This window comes from Maribacter algae (assembly GCF_047345745.1).
In the GTDB taxonomy this organism is placed as follows: domain Bacteria; phylum Bacteroidota; class Bacteroidia; order Flavobacteriales; family Flavobacteriaceae; genus Maribacter.
In genome coordinates this window covers 288,022-310,263 of record NZ_JBLFES010000004.1, presented here as the reverse complement: position 1 = coordinate 310,263, position 22,242 = coordinate 288,022, and the positions used below count along the sequence as shown (strand labels likewise).

The following is a 22,242-nucleotide window of genomic DNA, read 5'->3' as shown; positions in this document are numbered from 1 at the left end:
ATCGCTATGAAAAAATTTATTCTCCCTGTTTTACTAAGTTTTGTTCTTGGGCTTATGGCGTTTGAAGAATATAAAGTAAGTCATGAAGCTATGGTAGAGACGAAAGAATCTACTCCTATGGATAAATCGACCATAGTTTTGGAATTGTTTACTTCCCAAGGCTGTTCCAGTTGCCCTCCGGCGGATAATTTACTCAAAGAGGTAAAAGAAAAGAACGATAATGTGTTGGCCTTGTCCTATCACGTAGATTATTGGAACTACATTGGTTGGGAAGATCCATTTAGCAAGTCCGCCTACACGGTAAAACAACGAAATTATAATCGAAAATTCAGAAGTAGAAGTAATTACACCCCACAACTTGTAATTAATGGTCAAGAGCACTTAGTAGGTTCTAACCGTTCCAAAGTTTTGTACAAAATTGATGAATATGGAAAAAAAGTAAATGAAAACAACATAAAATTCAATGCCGACAGAGTAGGTAGGAAAATTAATTTTGAGTATGAGATCGGTGGAATTTTAGAGAATAAAGAAATTAGGGCCGTTTTGGTCTTGAATGAAAGAATTACTTCCGTAAAGAGAGGAGAGAATAGAAATCGAGTGCTAAAAAATTCCAATATCGTTGTGGCCGAAAAATATTTGGATATTAAAGAACCCAGTGGGACCAATACTATTTCAATACCGAATTTGGACAATGAAAAAGATGAACTATCACTGCTGCTGATTTCTCAAGATTCGGATTTAAAGATCACCGGAGCTGCCCAATTGGCCATTTAAAAAATTAAGCGTTGTTGATTAGCGCAACAGTATGGCAAGCAACTACTGCCGCTGTTTCCGTGCGCAATCTATTTTTTCCCATGGAAATAGGCAAATAACCGGATTGCAGTGCGTTTTTAATTTCTATTTTGGAAAAATCACCTTCAGGACCTATCAAGATTATGATAGGTTTGTCCGGAGCTACGTTTCTTTTAAGTTCAAACCTTTCCGAGGGGTCACAATGGGCAATAAAACGTATGTTCTCTTGATGGGTTTCTATAAAATGTTGAAAGCTGACCGCTTCATTGACTTTTGGAAGATACGTCTGTAACGATTGTTTCATGGCTGCTTGCACTATTCTCTGCATACGCTCCATTTTGATTACTTTTCTTTCGGAATGCTCGCAGATGATAGGTGTAATTTCATGAACGCCGATTTCCGTTGCCTTTTCCAAAAACCATTCAAACCGATCGTTACTTTTGGTAGGAGCTACCGCCATGTGCAAATAATGTCTGTCCGGATGTTTTTGCTTAAAGGTATTTAGTGTCACCGTACAGCTTTTTGGACTTTCATCTGAAATTTGCCCCTTGGCCAACAAGCCGTTTCCATTGGTGATAAATAATGTGTCACCGGTGCGCTTTCGCAATACTTTTATAATGTGTTTGCTTTCCGTGGCATCAAAAGTGAAAGTGCTGTCATTTTCATTAATATCTTGACTGTAGAAAAGTTGCATAGTACCGTTTTTAAATAACTAAGAAATCGCATAGCGCGCTTTGGCCGTAATGTCCTGTGCCGAAAAATCCTTGTTCTTGAATTTCAGATAACCTACTATTCCTATCATCGCCGCATTGTCCGTGCAATATTCGAAGTTAGGCAAATAAACATTCCATTGATGGCTCTTTTGAACATCTTTTAACGCTTTCCGAATACCTGAATTTGCTGAAACGCCTCCTCCAATGGCCACTTCTTTAATTCCTGTTAATTTGGTAGCCTTTTTTAGCTTGTCCATTAGAATATTTACGATAGTGTATTGAACAGAGGCACATATATCCTCTAAATTTTCTTTAATGAAGTTTGGATTATGGGCAGTCTTTTTTTGAATAAAATAAAGGATGCTCGTTTTTAATCCACTAAAACTGAAATCCAGTCCTTTTACTTTTGGTTTTGGAAAAGGAAATTTTAAAGGGTTTCCATGGGTAGCATATTTATCGATTAAAGGACCACCGGGGTACGGTAAACCCAATAATTTCGCACTTTTGTCAAAAGCTTCCCCAACGGCATCATCCAAGGTCTGTCCTAAAATTTCCATTTTAAAATAATCGGAGACTTTTACAATTTGGGTATGCCCGCCACTAATGGTCAATGCCAAAAAAGGAAAACTAGGTTTTGCCATGGAAGCATCGTTAATAAAATGTGCTAAAATATGCGCCTGCATATGGTTCACTTCGATTAAAGGAATGTCCAAACCCAATGCCAGTGATTTCGCAAAAGAGGTGCCCACTAAAAGTGAGCCCATTAAACCGGGTCCTCTAGTAAATGCTATGGCTGATAATTGTTTTTTATCGATATTTGCCTGAGCCAATGCTTGATTGACTACGGGAACAATATTTTGCTGGTGTGCACGGGACGCTAGCTCCGGTACTACACCTCCATATTCCTCGTGAATTTCCTGACTGGCCACTACATTGCTAAGTACGGTATCGTTCTTTAAAACAGCGGCAGAAGTGTCGTCACAGGACGATTCTATTGCTAAAATGTAAATAGTTTCTTTTTCCAAGGTTTTTGGAATAAAAATTGGAGTACAAAGGTAAAACATAAAGGCCTATCAGAAAATTAAGAAAAATACTGCTTAGAACCGTTCTGGTCCTTGTTCTGATATGTGTTTTGGGGACATTGGTACTATCCCTGCCTTACGTGCAAACGCAGTTGGCAAAATATGCGACCAATACCATTAACAAAGAATTTGGGACGAATATCAGTATTGATAAGTTAAAGGCATCCTTGATATCATGGGATACCGCCTTGGAAGGTGTGTATGTTGAAGATTACCAAAAGGATACACTTTTTTACATTGATGAACTAAAAACTTCGATTCTTAGTATTGGAAATCTTGCACAGGGAAGATTGGAGTTTGGGGATATCGCCATTAACAAGCTCAATTTTAAGTTAAAGACCTATTACGGCGAAAGAAATACCAATTTAGAGGTATTCATTGATAAATTAGACGATGGCAAACCGAGAAAACCTGGCACACCACCATTTTTTCTTTCCTCATCTTTTGTGGATATCAAAGAAAGTAAATTTCAATATATTGATGCAAACCTTGAAAACGATCAGGTGCTGGATTTTAAGAACCTAAATATCAAGGCAGGAACTTTTCAAATTCTAGGTCCTGAGGTTTCCACGGATATTGACAGGATGTCCTTTTTTAGTAAACGGGGCATTAGCGTAGAAAATTTGGCGACCAATTTCAAGTATACCAAACAACAAATGCGGTTTGATTCCCTAAATATAAAAACGCCTAAATCTACTTTGGACGGGAACCTTCTTTTTAATTATGACAGAAAAGATTTTCAAGATTTTTTAAATAAAGTAAAAGTAGTTGCCGATTTTAAGGAATCTACTGTTGCATTTGACGAAGTTAATCTGTTATATGATGAATTTGGCAGAGGAAAAGTTGCTACACTTTCTACCAATGTAAACGGTGTGCTGAACGACTTGAACATGGAAGATCTTTTCTTGTTCACGGATAATACGGGGATACGAGGAGATTTTAATTTCAAAAATCTTTTCAACAAACAAAAAGCTTTCATTTTGGATGCCAAGATGAAAAACGTTACGAGCAGTTATTATCAATTAAACGCTTTGCTGCCCAATTTAATTGGGAATTCCTTACCATCTACCTTGAGTAAATTGGGGCAATTTACCGTTAGGGGAGATGCCCTCATAACGGAATCCTCTGTTGAAGCAAAAGTGAATTTGAATACTAGGATTGGTAGTAGCTATGTAGACATGGTCCTAAGCAATTTCAATGATATAGATGAAGCCTCCTATAAAGGATTTATTTCTTTGATAGATTTTGATTTAGGGGATTTTGTGGAACGGAAAAGTTTAGGAAAAACAACCTTGGACTTTAATGTGGAAGGGCAGGGTTTTGTAAAGGATAAGTTGAATACGGAAGTAATCGGGCAGGTGTATTCCATTGAATTTAACAATTATAATTATAAGGATTTAAAGGTTTCGGGAATTTTAAAAGAGCAATTGTTTGATGGATCCTTGGTGAGCAACGATGAGAACATCCAATTTAATTTTAAAGGGTTGGCAGATTTTGCCGAAGAACGTAACAATTTCAATTTCGTAGCTTCCGTCGCCTATGCAGATTTCAAGAAATTGAATTTCATCAACGATAGTGTTTCCGTCTTTAAAGGAGATGTAAATATGGACATCAACGGAACCAATCTGGATAATTTGGTGGGTGATGTCAACTTTGCAAATACCAATTATCAAAACGTGAACGATACCTATTATTTTGATGATTTTACCATTTCTTCAAAGTTCGAAAACGATTCGGTAAGGACTATAAACATTAATTCTCCCGATATCATTACCGGTTTTATGAAAGGTAATTTTAAAGTAAGGGAGCTGGGTAAATTGGTGCAAAATTCATTGGGAAGCGTATATACCAATTACCGCCCGTTCAAGATTACCGGTGGTCAAAATTTATCGTTTAATTTCAAAATTTATAATAAAATTGTAGATGTGTTCTTTCCTGAGGTGAAGTTTGATCCCAATACATTTATAAAAGGAAAAATAGTGGCGGACGATGGGGATTTTAAATTAAATTTTGAATCGCCCAGTATTGTCGCTTATGGCAATGAGGCCGATAATATTGAAATAAAAATCGACAATAAAAATCCTTTGTTCAACACCTTCGTTTCCGTAGGGGATTTGACTACGCCTTATTATGATTTAAAAGATTTCAATTTAATTAATACTACCCTGAAAGACACTCTCTTTTTTCGTTCGGAATTCAAGGGAGGTAGTGAGCTCAATGATAGTTATAACCTTAATTTCTATCACACCTTTAATAAAGAAAACAAATCGGTCATCGGCCTTAAAACTTCGGATGTTAATTTTAAAGGAAACAAATGGGTGCTGAACAAAGAAGGGAATTCCAAGAACAAAGTCATTATTAATCGCTCTTTGGATAGTATTACTATTCAAGAAATAGTCATGAACAATGAGCAAAGAGAACAGATACGTTTAAGGGGTCAGTTGGCAGATTCAACCTACAAAGATTTACAGTTACAGTTCAAAATAGTATCCTTGGATAAAATTACACCGCTTATAGATAGTCTTAAATTGGAAGGAGAGGTCAATGGAACGTTGAATATTCTTCAGAAAGATGGTATCTACCTACCTTCTTCTAACTTGAATATAGAGGGGTTCGGCATCAATGAAGTGCCCTTAGGCGATTTGGGCGTAAGTATTGTTGGGAATAGGGATTTAACTGAATTTCAGGTGAATTCCCAACTCAGTGAAAACGGCATAGAAAAGTTTGGTGTTATAGGAATGGTAGAGAATAGGGGAAAAATGCCAAAAGCAAATTTAATTGCCAATTTCAATGATTTTAAACTAGACCCTTTTAGCCCGCTTGGAGAAGGGGTCATTGATAATATTAGGGGAGAGGTAGATGGAAGGGTCTCCATTACGGGAAGTGTGGACAACCCTAATTTTGATGGCCTTTTGACGATGGACGATGCCGGGATTGCCATCCCATACCTGAACGTGGACTATAGTTTTGCACCACGTTCCAGGGTAGAACTTTCCAATCAAACCTTCAATTTTGATAATATAGGGTTAACGGACATTTATAAAAATACCAAAGGGACTATAGACGGGACCATTACCCATAGTTATTTTAAGGACTGGGTGTTGAATTTGGATGTAGACACCAATAACGACCGTTTTTTAATCCTGAACAAGGAGTTTGAAGAAGGTGATCTCTATTATGGTACTGGATATCTAAATGGTACGGGACGTATTTTTGGACCCACTACGGCATTAAATATCACTGTTGATGGTAAAACGGCCAGGGGGACCTCCTTAAAAATTCCGCTGAGCGATGTAGCCAGTGTTGGGGACTATTCCTTTATCAATTTTGTTGAAAAGAAGGGGTTAAAAACAATCGAAGAGCAATTAAAACTCAAAGATTACCAAGGGTTGGAGTTGGAATTCAACTTGGATGTGACTCCAGATGCGGAAGTAGAAATTGTAACGGACACTAAAACGGGAAGTTCTTTGAAGGGTACCGGAGAAGGAATTTTGTTGATACAGATCAACACCAATGGTAAATTTGAAATGTATGGGGATTTCGTTGTCGTAACGGGAGAATTCAATTATAAATTTGGTGGTATCATCGATAAAAGATTTAGGGTAAAACCCGGTGGAACCATTAATTGGGACCAAAAACCCTTAGAAGCGGATTTGAATATGGAAGCGATATATTCCTTAAATGCCAATCCCGCGCCATTATTGGATGGTCAGGAATTCACCAGGAGAATACCCACTGACGTAATCATAAAACTCACGGGAGAATTACAAAGCCCGGATATTGAATTTGGCATAGATTTTCCCGGGACCAATTCTATTGTTCAATCGGAATTACAGTATAGGCTTCAGGATCCTACGGTAGAAGAGAAAAATGCCATTTTTCTATTGGCACAGGGTACTTTTGTAAACGATCAAAGTGGCATCAATCAGCAGGCCATCACCGGTAATCTCGTACAAAGTGCTTCCGGTATTCTCAATTCCATACTGGGCGGTGGTAATGATAAATTGAATTTTGGTCTGTCCTACGAGCAGGGTATTCAAGACCGTGCTTCCGAGATCGATACGGATGATCGTATTGGTGTAACGGTTTCCACTCAAATAAGTGACAGGGTACTTTTCAATGGCAAAGTAGGTGTTCCGGTCGGCGGTTCCAGCGAAACCTTGGTCGCTGGAGATTTTGAGATTCAGGTACTGTTAAATGAGGAAGGCACATTGAGTGCCAAATTTTTCAGCAGACAAAGTGAGATCCAGGCATTTCTTCCAGACCAGCAAGGTTCTACCCAAGGTGCGGGATTGTCCTATGATGTAGACTTCAATGATTTTAAGGAGCTTTTCAGGAAAATTTTGGGAAAAGAAAAAAAGGAAAATGAAATTAAAAAAGTAGAAGTTGTGGAACCTAATCCAGAGTCTGTCATGGGTAGGGACAGCTTAATTCGCTTTTCTTCTAAACCAAAATCAATTCAATAATGATTTTAACAGTTTTAATGTTATTAAATCATAGGTTTAGGTCAATATTTGATTAAAATTTAACAGCGCAAACGTTTTCTATTAATTTTCCTTGTTTTCAAAAGGTTGTCATTTCTTTTTTGATATAAGTTTTAGTAATTTCGTTGGCTTAAATTTTTTTATGTCTTCAGAAATCAAAAAGATCGCAGTGCTTACTTCTGGCGGGGATTCCCCGGGGATGAATGCGGCCATTCGTTCCGTAGTAAGGACCTGTGCTTATTTGAAAAAAGATTGTGTAGGTATCTACAGAGGCTACCAAGGAATGATCGAAGGTGATTTTAAGCCCATGGACGCCCGGAGTGTCAACAATATCATCAATAAAGGAGGTACTATTTTGAAGTCTGCCAGATGTACGGAATTTAGGACTCCCGAAGGTAGGAAAAGGGCTTACAGACAACTTGTAAAAGAAGGCATAGATGCTTTTGTGGTAATTGGCGGGGACGGTAGTTTTACCGGTGCCATGATTTTTAATCAAGAATATAACTTCCCGATTATAGGTATCCCCGGAACCATTGATAATGATATTTTTGGGACCACCTTCACTTTAGGTTTTGATACTTCTTTGAACACTGTCGTTGAAGCAATCGATAAAATCCGCGATACGGCAAGTTCTCATAATCGCTTATTTTTTGTTGAGGTTATGGGCCGTGATGTTGGGCACATTGCCTTGAACGCAGGTGTTGGGGCAGGAGCGGAGGAAATTTTGATACCGGAAGAAAACCTAGGATTGGACAGACTGTTGGAATCCTTAAAGCGAAGTAAACAGTCCGGTAAATCTTCTAGTATCGTAATTGTTGCCGAAGGCGATAAATCAGGTAAAAATGTTTTTGAACTTAAAGAATACGTAGAAGAACATCTGCCAATTTATGATGTGCGTGTTTCTGTTTTGGGACATATGCAGCGTGGTGGTTCTCCCTCTTGTTATGATCGGGTTTTGGCCAGTAGGATGGGAGTAAAAGCCGTAGAAGCACTGCTCGAAGGAAAAACGAATCTAATGGTGGGGGTACAGGACAACAAACTTATTCTAACCCCTATTGAAAAGGCAATAAAAGGGCACACAAAAATAGACAAGGAACTCATAAGGGTATCCGAAATAATGACAACATAATTTTAATAGATAAAAACAAGTAAAAATGTCAAATTTGAAAATAGGAATTAATGGATTTGGTAGAATAGGAAGATTGGTCTTCAGAACTACCGTTAAAAGAGGTGACGTAGATGTAGTAGCGATTAATGATTTGTTAGATGTAGAACACCTAGCTTACTTGTTAAAGTACGATTCCGTTCACGGAAAATTTGATGGAACGGTAGATGTTAAAGATGGAAATCTAATCGTAAATGGTAAAACGGTAAGAATTACCGCAGAAAGAGACCCTAAGAACATTGCTTGGGATGCGGCCGATGCCGAAATTGTCGCAGAGTGTACCGGAATCTTTACGACTTTGGAAACCGCTCAATATCATATTGATGGTGGTGCCAAGAAAGTGGTAATTTCCGCTCCGTCCAAAGATGCACCTATGTTCGTAATGGGCGTAAACCATAAAGAAGTAAAAGCATCTGACAAGATTGTTTCAAACGCTTCCTGTACTACGAATTGTTTGGCGCCGATGGCCAAAGTGTTGAACGATGCTTTTGGGATCGAGGAGGCATTAATGACTACGGTTCATGCTACCACGGCCACACAAATGACTGTTGATGGTCCATCAAAGAAAGATTGGAGAGGTGGTAGAAGTGCCATGCTCAATATTATCCCTGCTTCCACTGGAGCGGCCAAAGCGGTGACCAAAGTTATCCCTGCATTGGAAGGTAAATTGACCGGAATGGCTTTTCGTGTGCCAACGGCTGATGTATCCGTAGTTGATTTAACGGTTCGCTTGCAAAAAGAGACCTCTTACGATGAAATCAAAAAAGCATTCAAAGATGCGAGTGAGGGCGAATTGAAAGGGATTTTGGGATATACCGAAGAATTGGTAGTTTCCCAAGATTTTGTAGGTGAGTCCCATACCAGTGTATTTGATGCCAATGCAGGTATAGAATTGAACTCTAAATTCTTTAAATTGATCAATTGGTATGATAACGAAGCCGGTTTTTCAAATAAGATGGTCGATTTAATACAGCACGTGAACAGTCTTTAAAAAAGATATTCAAAATTATAATAAATTCCTGAAAATGAGGTTTTTTCCTTATTTTCAGGAATCTTTTTTAAAAGCGATAGCAAATGATTTTAATTGTAGATAGTGGAGCGACCAAATCGGATTGGATTGCTTTGGATAGTAAAGGGAAGCAGCTTTTTTTGACGCAAACGTTGGGTTTGAGCCCAGAAGTGTTGACCCGGGAAGTCATAGAAGACCGACTAGCCAACAACTTTGAACTTTCCAAAAATAGAAAAGAGGTCACACATCTATATTTTTACGGTGCCGGATGTGGCACAGATCGCATGAAAAAATTCCTAAAGGATATTTTTAACGAATATTTTCCAAATGCGAAAGCGGACGTGAAAGAAGATACTTATGCTGCTATTTTCGCTACTACCAAAATTGGACATCAAGGTATTGTCTGTATCTTAGGTACCGGTTCTAATTGTAGCTATTATGACGGGCATCAATTATTTCAAAAAGTTACCTCATTGGGATATATTCCTATGGACGATGGAAGCGGTAATTATTTTGGCCGCAAATTGATCCGTGATTATTATTTTCATAAAATGCCCCAGGATTTGGGTATCCAGTTTGCAAAACAATATGATTTGGATGCAGATGTCATTAAAGAAAACCTTTACAAACAACCCAACCCCAACACCTATTTGGCCACTTTTGCACGCTTCTTAATAGAAAACAAAGAACATCCTTATTCCAAGGGAGTTATTGATAAAGGTTTCCAACAGTTTATTAATAATTATGTAATGCAGTTTGAGTTGGCCACAAAGGTGCCTGTAAATTTTGTGGGTAGTATTGCCCATTATTTAAGGGATGAATTGACAATGGTTTTAAAGCGAAATGACCTTATCGTGGGGGTGATCCGTCAAAGGCCTATTGATGGTCTTGTAGAGTTTCACAGGGAGAATATGTGAAGTTTATTTCACCGCAATCATAGAAATTTCAACATTTACAAACTTTGGTAAATTTGCCACTTCCACGGTTTCTCTGGCCGGTGCCGTATCTGCATTAAAATAGTTGGCATATACCTCGTTTACTTCTGAAAATTGATTCATATCACTTAAAAAAATGGAGGACTTCACTACATTTTCAAAAGTCATGTTTGCTTCGTTTAGAATAGCCTTGAGGTTTTCCATGGATTGCTTTGTTTCAGCCTTAATATCACCTGTAACGAGCGTATTGGTTTGCGGGTTCATGGGTATTTGTCCGGAGATAAAAAGGGTGTCGCCACTTAAAACTGCTTGATTGTAAGGGCCTATAGGTGCAGGTGCTTTGGAAGTATTGATAATTTTTTTCATATGTTAATTTCTAACAGGTTGACTTCTGTTTTCCCATTTCAGATCTTTTAAGATAGAGGCATCTATCCCAATAAAGAAATACCATCTTTTAAACTGTCCGAAAGGAGTCCAATTAAAGCGCATGCTAAAACTTTTTAAATCGCGCTGAAACCGAAGTTGGGTTAATGTAAATCCTTTATTCTTAAAATCATAACCCGAAGACCCCCCAATTTTCCATCTTGGGGCAAACTCTATGTCTCCGGAAAACATTAATGAATGTGTAGTAAACTCATTCTGCCTGGCAGTATTGGAATAGGTGGCAGCATAGGCCAACCTGAAATTCCAAGGAATTTTTGTTCCGTAGACCGGATTCTCTATATCCTCATCTTTATCTTCCCTTTCATAAGGCCGGTCAGAAAAACTATCGGCCCTACCGAATAAATCGTCCGTCCTTCCACCACTTTGCGCAACATAGTCAAAAGGATCCTCTTCTTCCTCTTCTTCCTCGCCATCTTTTTTTCCGAACATTTCACTGCTTATGGAGTAGGAAATATTGGCATTCGCGCGGGTCAATCTTAGCAAACTACCTCCATTATCAATATTGAAGGTATTTATACGGCGACCGTTATTATCAATGGCATAAGGGTCCAGTCCTGCAGCAAAATTTATGGACATCTTGTTATCCAAAATTGAAGTACCACCGTTTATGGTCAAAGGACTTATCCGAAGGGAATCCGCTTCTAGATTATATCCTGAAGAGATATTGAAATTACTTAAGATAGGAATCTTTTTGGGCTCCAGTTTAGTAGAATCCTTATCCCGCACCTTGGCTTCTAGCGTATTTGCAATGGAAAAATTGATACTGCTGGATTTTCCTAATCTAGGGGCACCGTTCAAAGTCCCTTGAAAACGACTAAACTGAACCGGTTCTTCATCACCGGGAATTCTGTATTCATCATAAAACTGCTCAAAAGAGGGGGCATATCCATAACTTACCTGAGGCCTTACCGTATGGCGTATGGCCTGTATTTTTTTATCCTCGCCAAAATTGAAGGTTCCGTATAAAGTGGTTCCCAAGCTTGTGCTAAAATTATATTGGTTGTAACGGTCAAAGCCACTGATAGTATCAGTAACTACAGATTCGGTCTCCTCATCAAAGCGTTGGTTAAATGTTTCGAGGGTCCATACATCTTCATAGCTACCGCCCATACTTACACTAAAATATTTGGCGACCTTAAAGTTGGTGCTTATCGGAATTCTGTGCCTTGCACCCACTCTGGCATTATCGAACATAGCTCCCGTTAAAAAATCCTCATCATTGGTCGTGAGTCTATTCTGAGCATTCACATCGTATTGAAAATTGATGTTCTGTATGACGCCTTTTTTGATACCATCACGTTTTGCGAACGGGAAAATACGCTCCATACTGGCCTGTAGTGTTGGCAAGGTCATAGTGATATTATCCGGGTTGTCTTCCAGAGCCGTTGGTGATGTTAATTGCGTATGTGTTGCCGTAAGACTCATGTTCACCGAAGGATATGCCGGAAAGGTTTTAGAATATGAGATGGATGAGGATAACGTATTATTTTGCGTATTGGGTAAATTTCGTTGTTGCAGGGAATTCCTAAAAAATTGGCTGCTACCAAGGTTTACCGAAGCGGAAAACCTTGAGTTTGGACTGGCTTTAGGGTCTTGGGAATGTGAAATTTGAATATTATAGTTTTCGGACCTACTAAAATCACTAAAACCCTTTTGACTTCGTATTTGATTTTCAAATCTGAAGTTTATGTTTCCCCTATACTTATACCTTTTTGTATAGATGGAGGCTGTCCGAAAACCCCAGCTCCCATTTGTATAAAAATCACCACTAAACGTAATATCAGCATAATCGCCTATGGGAACATAGTATCCCATATCTTGGAGGAAGTACCCTGTATTCGGGTCGTTCCCAAAGGAAGGCATTAAAATTCCGGCTGCCCTCCCCACGGAAAGAGGAAAATATGCAAATGGCATAGCGATGGGAGTTGGCACATCCGCAATATAAAGATTGCTATACCCTGCGATCACTTTTTTCTTAGGCACAAATTTGGCCTTTCGTACACGTATGTAATAGTCAGGGTTAATGGTGTCTTTTGAGGTGGTGAGTTTAGCTTCGCTTAAAAAATAAACGGAATCGTTTTCCTTTTTGGTGATTTCGGCATATACCTTCATGGCATCGCTTCCCAAGGACCCCGCATTGGCACTCTGTTCCGTTCTGGAGTTCCAAATAAGCGCTTTTTGTGTATCGAAATTAAATCGGATAGAATCCGGGATAACCACATTGGTACCCTGCTTAAAGTAGGGAAGCTGAGTGTAGTTTCCGAGGGAATCCTTTAATCTACCGGCATAAACCTCGTTTTTAACATAATCCATAATGATAATACCCGCTTTTAGTTCGGTATCTTGGTAATAGATTTCCGCTTCGTTGTAGAGATAGATCTTGTTTTCTTTTTGACTGAGCTTTACGTAATCCTTTGCTTTATAGGTAATCTTATCCAGTAATAAAGGTGGTTTTTTGTTTATGGAATCATTTGCCAAAGAATCGGCCAAAACACTGTCTCGTTGTACCGGAACCGGAAAAAGTGGGGCAATGATGGTATCTTGCTCGGCTTTTATTGGTAAAGGCACAATCTTATCTTCCTGAGCTTGTGTAAAAAACACGCCAATAAAAAGAAGAAGTAGGAAAAGTACGTAGTGTTTATTTGATTGCAAGGCTATATATCCTATTTTTGTAAAGGTTTGGCGGTTTATGAGCCGTTGGTTTTAGTTGTCAAACATACATATATTTTTTGTTCCCCTAATAGGTAATTACCATAATTTTAACCATGATACGGGCTATAATAACCCCTCTTTTTATGAAAATAAAACTGCTTTTTGTTTTAGGTCTTTTTGCGTTTTCCCCATTTGTTATTGCTTCTCCAAATTTTATAAAAATGCCTCAAGTAGATGATCCCTTCGTGGTGGTTTTGGATGCGGGGCATGGAGGGCATGATCCGGGAAATCTTGGCAACGGTTATTTGGAAAAGAAAATAGCTTTGAATATTGTCCTGAAAGTTGGCGAAATTTTAGCACAACATGAAAATATAAAAGTTATTTACACGCGTGAGGATGATACCTTCGTTGATTTATATGTAAGGGGTGAAATTGCGAACAAGGCCAATGCGGATTTGTTCGTTTCGGTACATTGTGATTCGCATTCTTCCGACGCGAACGGGGCAGGAACTTTTGTTTTGGGACTCCATGCGAACAAACAGAATTTTGAAATTGCGAAAAAGGAAAACTCGGTAATCTATCTGGAGGATAACTATGAAACTAGATATGCGGACTATGATATAAATTCTCCTGAATCCGTCATTGGACTTACCATTATGCAAGAGGAATTTTTGGATCAGAGCATAGCCTTGGCAAAAATGATTCAAGATAATTTTTCGGGCAAGCTGAAACGCAAGAATAGAAAAGTGAAGCAAGCAGGTTTTATAGTTTTACACCAGACATTCATGCCGAGTGTTCTGGTTGAAACAGGTTTTCTTACCAATAAAAATGAAGGTGCCTATCTAAACTCGAAAAAGGGTCAAGCTGAAATGGGCAAGGCCATTGCGGAGGCTATTTTAAACTATAAAAAAGGAGTTCAAGCCAATACGGTTCAAGACACCGGAATTCCTCAAACGGAAGAAAAGATCACTGTTGTTGAGAAAACGGTCCCAAAAGCAATAGAAAAAGAACCAATTCCTGAAAAAAAGGAGGAAGTAGCTATAGTTCCCGAGAAAAAAATGGAAACTCCATCGACTACAAAAGAAGAGTCTATTACTAAAAAAGTTCCTACGACCACTGAAACCACTGCTGAAAACAAAAGTATTATCCCAGATGTAAAGAAAGTTGAGGACATTATTTTCAAAGTACAACTTATGGCGGGGAGTAAAGATTTGCCATTGATTTCCAGTAACTTTAGAGGATTGGGCAATATTTCCAAAGAACCCTATAAAGACCTTTTCAGGTATATGTATGGCGAGACCAATTCATATAGTGCAGCTGAAAAGTTAAAATCCAATGCGGTATTGAAAGGGTACACTACTGCCTATATTGTTGCCTATAAGGGAGGTGAACGCATTTCGGTTCCTGTAGCCTTAAAAGCGCTTTCACAGTAAAAGTTGGCTTGTCATATTTATTTCTAATTTTGTAAGGAATCAAAAAACGAATTATTTGAAACTATCCAGGGAATTAAAAACAGGAATAATAGTTATAGGAGGGGTTCTTTTATTTATCATGGGCTTCAGCTATTTAAAATCATCCCCTTTATTCGATGATAGTAAAACCCTCTACGCAATATATCCCAACGTAGGTGGTCTACAACCCGGAACGGTAGTATCCATTAACGGATTGGGTGTCGGGAAAGTGAATGACATTCGTTTTATAGATGATGCCGGAAATTTATTGGTCACTTTTACGGTAGACAGTGAATTTCAGTTTTCCAAAAACAGTACGGTTGAGCTTTATGATACGGGGATTATAGGAGGAAAGGGGCTTCAAATCACCCCGATTTTCGATAATATGGGATTTGTTGCTTCGGGAGATACCTTAAAAACAAATACGCGACCGGGACTTACGGAACTTGCCCAGCAAAAACTCACACCTCTGTTCAAAAAATTCGAGTCCGCCGTAACAGATGCAGATTCCGTTTTAATAAATGTGAACAATGTATTGGACACCAAGACCAAGAAAGATTTACAAAAGGCTATAAATGGTCTCAGCGAACTTATGGCAAGCCTAAACGGAAGTGCCAAAGTACTCAACAATATCCTTAAAAACAATGAGACAAAGCTGGACAGCTCGTTCTCTAATCTAGAGATGCTTACGGCTAATTTTGCAAAATTGTCCGACACCCTGAACAATGCGAACCTAGGACGCACATTGTCCAATTTGGAATCTACCATGGCCAATTTGGATAAGGTTATGGCGAAGATCGAAAGTGGGGACGGTACGTTGGGTAAATTGATGAGCGACGAGGAATTATATACGAACCTGAGCAATGCTTCAAGAGAGCTGGACCTTTTGTTACAGGATTTTAGATTGAATCCCAAACGCTATGTCAATGTCTCGGTCTTTGGAAAGAAGCAGAGAGATTATACCGTGCCGGAAGAAGATCCCGCTGAGAAAATAGAAAATTAAAATGCAATACGTTCCAAATATAATTTTTGTTGGCTTACTGATTTTCGGAATTGGTTTTTTTGCCAAAAATGTTGGCAAATTAAAACGGAATATTTTTCTGGGTAAGGATACCGATGTAAGCGACAATAAACCGCAACGGTGGAAAAATATGGCCAGGATTGCCCTTGGTCAAACAAAAATGGTGGTAAGGCCCATTGCAGGTTTTTTGCACATAGTCGTTTATATTGGTTTTGTAATCATCAATATTGAGGTGTTGGAAATCATTATTGATGGTATTTCCGGTACCCACAGGATATTTGCCTTTTTGGGCCCTGTATATGATTTTTTAATTGCTTCCTTTGAAATATTGGCACTCTTGGTCATCATAGCAGTAGTAGCTTTTTGGGTCAGAAGAAATGTCATTAAACTGAAACGATTTCTGAAACCGGAAATGGAAGGGTGGCCAAAAAAAGACGGAAATCTTATTCTTTATATAGAATTGGTTTTGATGTTTCTGTTCTTGACCATGAACGCAACAGATTTTCAATTGCAACAACTGGGAGCGGCACATTATACCCAGGCAGGTGCATTTCCGGTCAGTGGTTTGTTAGTACCACTGTTCGATGGAATGCAAGAAAGCAGCTTAATTCTGATTGAAAGGACTGCATGGTGGTTGCACATTGCGGGAATATTATTTTTCCTGAATTACCTCTATTATTCCAAACACCTACATATTTTATTGGCATTTCCAAATACTTTTTATGGAAAGCTAACGCCAAAAGGACAGTTTCCAAACTCGGATATAGTCACAAAAGAAGTGAAAATGATGATGGACCCAGATGCCGACCCATTCGCTGCTTCGGCCGAGGACGCTCCAGATCCTGAAAAATTTGGGGCTTCAGACGTACAGGATTTGAATTGGGTACAACTTCTGAATGCCTATACCTGCACGGAATGTGGACGTTGCACGAGCGAGTGCCCCGCAAACCAGACCGGAAAGAAACTTTCTCCTCGTAAAATCATGATGGATACGCGCGATAGATTGGAAGAAGTGGGAAAAAATATAGATGCGAACAAAGGAGAGTTCAAAGAAGACGGCAAACAGCTTCTAGGGGATTATATTACAAATGAAGAACTATGGGCTTGTACTTCTTGCAATGCCTGTGTTGAAGCTTGTCCGGTAAGTATTGACCCACTATCCATTATTATGGACATGCGCCAGTATCTGGTCATGGAACAATCGGCGGCACCCTCGGACTTGAACAATATGATGGGAAATATAGAGAACAACGGCGCACCTTGGCCGTTTAACCAAATGGATAGACTCAATTGGAGTCAAGAATCATAAAAACGTTGTTATGGCTAATGAACTAAGAGTGCCCACGATGGCAGAATTGTTTTCTGCCGGTCAAAAGCCCGAAGTACTTTTCTGGGTAGGTTGTGCAGGTAGTTTTGACGATAGGGCAAAGAAGATAACCAAGGCTTTCGTAAAAATATTGAACAAGGCCAATGTTTCTTTTGCCGTCTTGGGAACAGAGGAAAGCTGCACTGGTGATCCTGCCAAACGTGCCGGGAACGAATTTTTGTTCCAAATGCAGGCGGTTACCAATATAGAGGTCATGAACGCCTATGAAATAAAGAAAATAGTCACCGCTTGTCCCCACTGTTTCAATACCATAAAAAATGAATATCCCGGGCTAGGTGGTAACTATGAGGTAGTACACCACACCCAGTTCCTAAAGCAATTGCTGGAGGAAGGAAGAATTTCAATGGAAGGTGGAAGTTTTAAGGGAAAGCGAATCACTTTTCACGACCCATGCTACTTAGGAAGGGCCAATGATGTTTACGAAGCTCCAAGAGACCTTATCCGTAAGCTCGATGCTGAATTGGTAGAAATGAAGAGCTGTAAATCCAGAGGCCTATGTTGTGGTGCCGGAGGTGCCCAAATGTTCAAAGAGCCTGAAAAAGGAGATAAGGATGTAAATATTGAAAGAACGGAGCAGGCCTTGGAAACCAAACCGGAAATTATAGCCGCAGGCTGCCCTTTTTGCAACACCATGATGACGGATGGGGTTAAAAACAAGGAAAAAGAAGCTTCCATAGCGGTGATGGATATTGCAGAACTTATTGCCACAGCTGAAGATTTATAATTGAAACAATACTGGAACACTATGAAATACTTTTTTAAAAGTTTGATGTTACCTTTTTGCGCTGTTTTTTTATTTTCTTTTGAAAGCGAAAAGAAAATAGCGGATGATTTGTTGTTCTACGCCTCCTTTGATGAGGGAACATCTGCGGATATCGCTGTTGGCGACAAACGTATCTATACGGCAGATTTAAGAAAAAACATAGAAAAGGCAAAACCCGGATTGTTGAATCCGGATGTCATACTTGCAGAAGGTCAGGGTCTATCCGGCAATGCAATCCGCTTTAAGAAAAAAAGTAAGATGGTTACTTTTTTCAAAGCAGCTAAAAACATAGGATATTCCACGGAAAATTGGAGCGGAGCAATCTCTTTCTGGCTTAAATTGAATCCTGAGAAAGATTTGGAACCAGGATATTGCGACCCGATTCAAATAACGGATGTAAACTATAATGATGCTGCGCTATGGGTAGACTTTACAAAAGATAATCCCAGGAACTTTCGTTTAGGAGTTCTGGGCGATTTAGAAATCTGGAACCCAAATAAATTAGGACCTGACGAAAATCCAGATTTTTCAAAAAGATTGGTATGGGTAGAAAATCCTCCTTTTAGTGATAAGGAATGGACACATATCGTGATGAATTTCTCTAAATTGAATACTGAAAACGGTAGTTCTGAATTGTTCGTGAATGGTAAGAGTATGGGTAAAAGTCCAGAAATTAAAGACCCTTTTACGTGGGACGAGGAAAATGCCAATATTTTGTTAGGCTTAAGCTATATTGGTTTGTTTGATGAATTGTCTATATTTAAAAGACCTTTGGATGCTATGGAAATAGAACGTATCTATAATGCCAAGGAAGGGTTAAAAAAAATTCTCGATTAATTAAAAACACATTCAAAAATATGTTGGTTCCTTTTGAACAACTTCCTGATGATTCCAGAATATGGATATACCAATGCAATCGAAGTTTTTCGGAAAGCGAACTTGAGGCAATAACGGAAGAACTCGATTCATTTTTACAACTGTGGACTGCACATGGGAATGATTTAAGAGCGGGTTATGAAATCAAATACAATCGGTTTTTAATTATCGCTTTGGACCAAGGTCAACAAACTGCCACAGGCTGTTCCATTGATGCTTCCGTACATTTCATTAAACATTTGGAGCAAAAATATAACGTAATGCTACTGGATAAAATGAATGTTTCTTTCAAGCAAGGAGAATTTGTGGCCTACAAGCCCCTGCTTGATTTTAAAAAGATGGCAAAAAACAAATCTATTTCTAAAAACACGATTGTGTTCAATAATCTTGTAGCTACTAAAGGGGAGTATACAGAACATTGGGAGGTGCCCGCATCGGAGAGTTGGCACTCAAGATTTCTTTAAAGAACAAGGCTATACATATTGATTTTATTAGGTTTCATCGATGAAATGCAATATTTTTAGTCCTTTTAAGTTATCTTACTACACTAAAAAGTATATGCGCCCCTGTCTTATTTACTTTCTTTTATTTTTAGCTTTTAATAGACTTTACGGTCAAAATCCATTGGTTGTTAAAGACAGTCTTTCCCAAATACAGTGGGTCAATTCCCAATACGAAAAAATGACATTGGAAGAGCGCGTGGGCCAGTTGTTTATGGTCAGTATAGCTTCCAATCAAAGTTCACAACAAATAGACGGATTCAAAAAGTTGGTGAAGGACCATAGTTTGGGCGGAATAATCTTTTCTAACGGAGGTCCGGTTAGGCAAGCACAGATTACCAATGAACTACAGTCGATTTCAAAAATACCATTGCTCATAGGTATGGATGCGGAATGGGGACTGGCCATGCGTTTGGATTCTACCTATGCTTTTCCATGGAATATGACTTTAGGGGCCATAGCCGACAACGCCATTGTGGAAAAAGTAGGAAAGCAGATTGGGAAACATGCTAAAAGACTAGGAGTTCACATCAATTTTGCACCGGATATCGACATCAATACAAACCCAAAAAACCCGATTATCGGAAACCGTTCTTTTGGGGAAAATAGGGAGGTGGTCACGGAGAAGGGTATCGCTTTTATGAAAGGATTGGAAAGTGCCGGGGTACTTTCTACCGGGAAACACTTTCCGGGACATGGAGATACCGCCACGGATTCACATAAATCTTTGCCTATTATTCCTTTTTCAAGAAAAAGATTGGACAGTTTAGAGCTATATCCCTATCAAAAAATTATCGATTCCGGTCTGAGCAGTGTTATGGTCGCCCATTTGGAAGTACCTGCCCTGGAACTGAAAGAAGGCTTGCCCTCATCGCTTTCAGAACAGATTATTTCAGGAATTCTTAGGGATGAAATGGGTTTTGAAGGCCTCGTATTCACGGATGCGCTAAATATGAAAGGAGCTTCTGAATTTGGGTCCGAAGGCGAGGTAGCGCTGAAAGCCTTTTATGCTGGAAACGATATCTTATTGATGCCGGAAAATATTTTGGAAGCTAAAGAAAAACTTTTAAAACAATACGAAAAGGGCAGGATTACGGAAGAGCGATTGTCCGCATCCGTAAAGAAAATACTGATGGCCAAATATAAAGTAGGGCTTAATAATTATCAACCTATCGATTTAAAAAATTTATATGAGGACCTTAATTCCTTGGAAAACGATCTAGTCTATGAAGAAGCCATTGAAAATGCCATAACGGTAGTAAAAAACAGGTTTGACCTTTTAGGAATCAGAAATCTTCATAACAAGAAGATTGCCTATGTAAAATTGGGGGATGCTTCAAATGACGCCTTCCTGAAAAGATTGAACAAATATACCAAGGTAACGCAGGTAAATGCAGGTGATATCGCTTCTTTAAAAAGTAAGCTTACCGATTACAATCTAATTATCGTAGGACATCATAAAAGTAACGAAAGTCCGTGGAAAGCCTATAAATTTACCAATAAAGAGTTGACATGGCTTAAAGAGCTTGCTGATCTGAGAACTTCAAACCTCATTTTATCTGTATTTGCAAAGCCCTATGCCTTATCTGATATCGATTCTTTTCAGAATATAGATGCAGTGGTGATGAGCTACCAGAATAGTGATTTGGCACAACAAAAGACAGCGGAACTCATTTTTGGAGCTATTCCTGCCAAAGGAAAACTACCGGTAACGGCACATTCAGAATTTCCTGCCAATTCTGGGGTTTCAACCAAACCTTTAAAACGTTTGGGTTATAGTTTTCCGGAAAAAGTTGGGCTGAGTTCAAAAAGATTGAGTAAAGTAGATACTCTGGTCCAGCATGGTTTGGATAGTTTGATGTTCCCGGGAGCGCAAATTTTGGTTGCCCGTAAAGGAAAGGTAATCTATAACAAAAGTTTTGGGAAACCAACCTATACCTCAGAATCTAATGTCACTGAGGAACATATTTATGATCTGGCATCGTTGACGAAGATTCTCTCAACGTTGCCGCAAGTAATGCGGATGGAAGAAGACGATAAAATAGATTTGAGCAATACTTTTGAAGAACTTGTACCCGATTATTCGGACACGGAGATTAAGAATGTTACCGTTTTAAAAGCGTTATCTCACTACGGTAGGCTTCCCGCTTGGATTCCGTTTTACGTGAGAACCTTGGATAAGAACAGAAAGCCTTCCAAGGAATTTTATCGTACCTCGCTTGCTCCGGGCTTTTCAACCAAAGTTGCGGATAATCTCTATTTGACAGATGCTTATAACGATTCAATATATAATAGAATTGGAAGACAGGATTTAAAATCTAACCGTTACAGATACAGTGATGTACCTTATTATGTTATGAAAAAGTATATTGAGGACACGTATCATCAGCGTTTGGATACTTTAAACAATGAGTTTCTTTATGAACGAATTGGGGCAACACACACTACCTATAATCCGCTGGATCAGTTTCCCAAAAATAAAATAGTTCCTTCGGAAGAGGACAAATATTACAGATACCAGACCGTTCAGGGTTACGTACATGATATGGGAGCCGCAATGCAGGGAGGAGTAGGAGGGCATGCCGGACTTTTTAGCAATGCTAACGATGTAGCCAAAATTATGCAGATGTACCTTCAAAATGGATACTATGGTGGCAATCGATTTTTTGAATCAAGGACCGTAGAGAAATTCAACAAGTGCTATTTCTGCGATAAAAATGTTAGGCGTGGTGTAGGTTTTGATAAACCCCAGCTAGAAAAAAGTGGTCCCACCTGTGGTTGTGTTTCTAGAAAAAGCTTCGGGCACAGCGGTTTTACGGGGACTTATACCTGGGCCGACCCAGAAGAGGAAATTGTTTATGTTTTTCTTTCGAACAGGACTTATCCGTCCGCATCCAATACACTTTTAGTTAAATCTGGGTTAAGAACAAGAATTCAGCAAGCTATTTATGATGCTATTTTAAATTAA

Annotated in this window: 16 protein-coding genes; 12 read left to right on the top strand and 4 right to left on the bottom strand. The window is 38.9% G+C overall.

Annotation, left to right across the window (positions count from 1 at the left end; all coding sequences use genetic code 11):
- Positions 1-6: 6 nt before the first annotated feature.
- Entirely contained in the window at positions 7-774 is a 768-nt protein-coding gene (locus ACKWBX_RS15935; RefSeq protein ID WP_413969718.1) for a DUF1223 domain-containing protein, read from the top strand.
- A 4-nt stretch (positions 775-778) separates the two neighbouring features.
- Here ACKWBX_RS15935 and ACKWBX_RS15930 read toward each other — a convergent pair whose 3' ends face one another.
- Together ACKWBX_RS15930 and tsaD are read right to left on the bottom strand one after the other, a co-directional pair.
- Entirely contained in the window at positions 779-1,486 is a 708-nt protein-coding gene (locus ACKWBX_RS15930) for a 16S rRNA (uracil(1498)-N(3))-methyltransferase (RefSeq protein WP_413969717.1), read from the bottom strand.
- A gap of 18 nt (positions 1,487-1,504) precedes the next feature.
- On the bottom strand, positions 1,505-2,569 hold the full coding sequence (gene tsaD, locus ACKWBX_RS15925) for a tRNA (adenosine(37)-N6)-threonylcarbamoyltransferase complex transferase subunit TsaD (protein ID WP_413969716.1): 1,065 nt from the start codon (positions 2,567-2,569) through the stop codon (positions 1,505-1,507).
- Between the two features lie 68 nt (positions 2,570-2,637).
- On the opposite strand from tsaD, the gene ACKWBX_RS15920 reads away from it, so the two are divergent.
- From ACKWBX_RS15920 to ACKWBX_RS15905, 4 genes are all read left to right on the top strand, one after another.
- A complete protein-coding gene (locus tag ACKWBX_RS15920; RefSeq protein ID WP_413969715.1) occupies positions 2,638-7,053 on the top strand; it encodes a translocation/assembly module TamB domain-containing protein in 4,416 nt (1,471 codons plus the stop codon).
- 160 nt (positions 7,054-7,213) lie between these two features.
- Positions 7,214-8,200, top strand: a complete 987-nt coding sequence (gene pfkA, locus ACKWBX_RS15915; protein ID WP_413969714.1) for a 6-phosphofructokinase — start codon at positions 7,214-7,216, stop codon at positions 8,198-8,200.
- Between the two features lie 25 nt (positions 8,201-8,225).
- Positions 8,226-9,227, top strand: coding sequence for a type I glyceraldehyde-3-phosphate dehydrogenase (gene gap, locus ACKWBX_RS15910; protein WP_413969713.1), 1,002 nt, complete (start codon positions 8,226-8,228; stop codon positions 9,225-9,227).
- An 83-nt stretch (positions 9,228-9,310) separates the two neighbouring features.
- Positions 9,311-10,162 (top strand): N-acetylglucosamine kinase, encoded by an 852-nt coding sequence (locus ACKWBX_RS15905; protein ID WP_413969712.1) that lies wholly within the window; start codon positions 9,311-9,313, stop codon positions 10,160-10,162.
- Positions 10,163-10,165: 3 nt separating this feature from the next.
- Here the strand turns inward: ACKWBX_RS15905 and ACKWBX_RS15900 are convergent, their stop codons facing one another.
- Both ACKWBX_RS15900 and ACKWBX_RS15895 read right to left on the bottom strand, forming a co-directional pair.
- Positions 10,166-10,546, bottom strand: a complete 381-nt coding sequence (locus ACKWBX_RS15900) for a RidA family protein (RefSeq protein WP_413969711.1) — start codon at positions 10,544-10,546, stop codon at positions 10,166-10,168.
- 3 nt (positions 10,547-10,549) lie between these two features.
- Complete coding sequence (locus ACKWBX_RS15895; protein ID WP_413969710.1) at positions 10,550-13,276, bottom strand: putative LPS assembly protein LptD; 2,727 nt, start codon at positions 13,274-13,276, stop codon at positions 10,550-10,552.
- Positions 13,277-13,419: 143 nt separating this feature from the next.
- Between ACKWBX_RS15895 and ACKWBX_RS15890 the strand changes: the two genes are divergently transcribed.
- From ACKWBX_RS15890 to ACKWBX_RS15860, 7 genes are all read left to right on the top strand, one after another.
- Positions 13,420-14,709: an N-acetylmuramoyl-L-alanine amidase family protein gene (locus ACKWBX_RS15890; protein ID WP_413969709.1), complete on the top strand. Its 1,290-nt coding sequence runs from the start codon at positions 13,420-13,422 to the stop codon at positions 14,707-14,709.
- Positions 14,710-14,764: 55 nt separating this feature from the next.
- Positions 14,765-15,730, top strand: coding sequence for an MlaD family protein (locus ACKWBX_RS15885; protein ID WP_413969708.1), 966 nt, complete (start codon positions 14,765-14,767; stop codon positions 15,728-15,730).
- A gap of 1 nt (position 15,731) precedes the next feature.
- Positions 15,732-17,057, top strand: a complete 1,326-nt coding sequence (locus tag ACKWBX_RS15880) for a 4Fe-4S dicluster domain-containing protein (RefSeq protein WP_413969707.1) — start codon at positions 15,732-15,734, stop codon at positions 17,055-17,057.
- A 10-nt stretch (positions 17,058-17,067) separates the two neighbouring features.
- Positions 17,068-17,859, top strand: a complete 792-nt coding sequence (locus tag ACKWBX_RS15875) for a (Fe-S)-binding protein (protein ID WP_413969706.1) — start codon at positions 17,068-17,070, stop codon at positions 17,857-17,859.
- Positions 17,860-17,880: 21 nt separating this feature from the next.
- Positions 17,881-18,735 (top strand): LamG-like jellyroll fold domain-containing protein, encoded by an 855-nt coding sequence (locus ACKWBX_RS15870; protein WP_413969705.1) that lies wholly within the window; start codon positions 17,881-17,883, stop codon positions 18,733-18,735.
- A gap of 20 nt (positions 18,736-18,755) precedes the next feature.
- Positions 18,756-19,238, top strand: a complete 483-nt coding sequence (locus ACKWBX_RS15865) for an ABC transporter ATPase (protein WP_413969704.1) — start codon at positions 18,756-18,758, stop codon at positions 19,236-19,238.
- Positions 19,239-19,332: 94 nt separating this feature from the next.
- Positions 19,333-22,242 (top strand): glycoside hydrolase family 3 N-terminal domain-containing protein, encoded by a 2,910-nt coding sequence (locus tag ACKWBX_RS15860; protein ID WP_413969703.1) that lies wholly within the window; start codon positions 19,333-19,335, stop codon positions 22,240-22,242.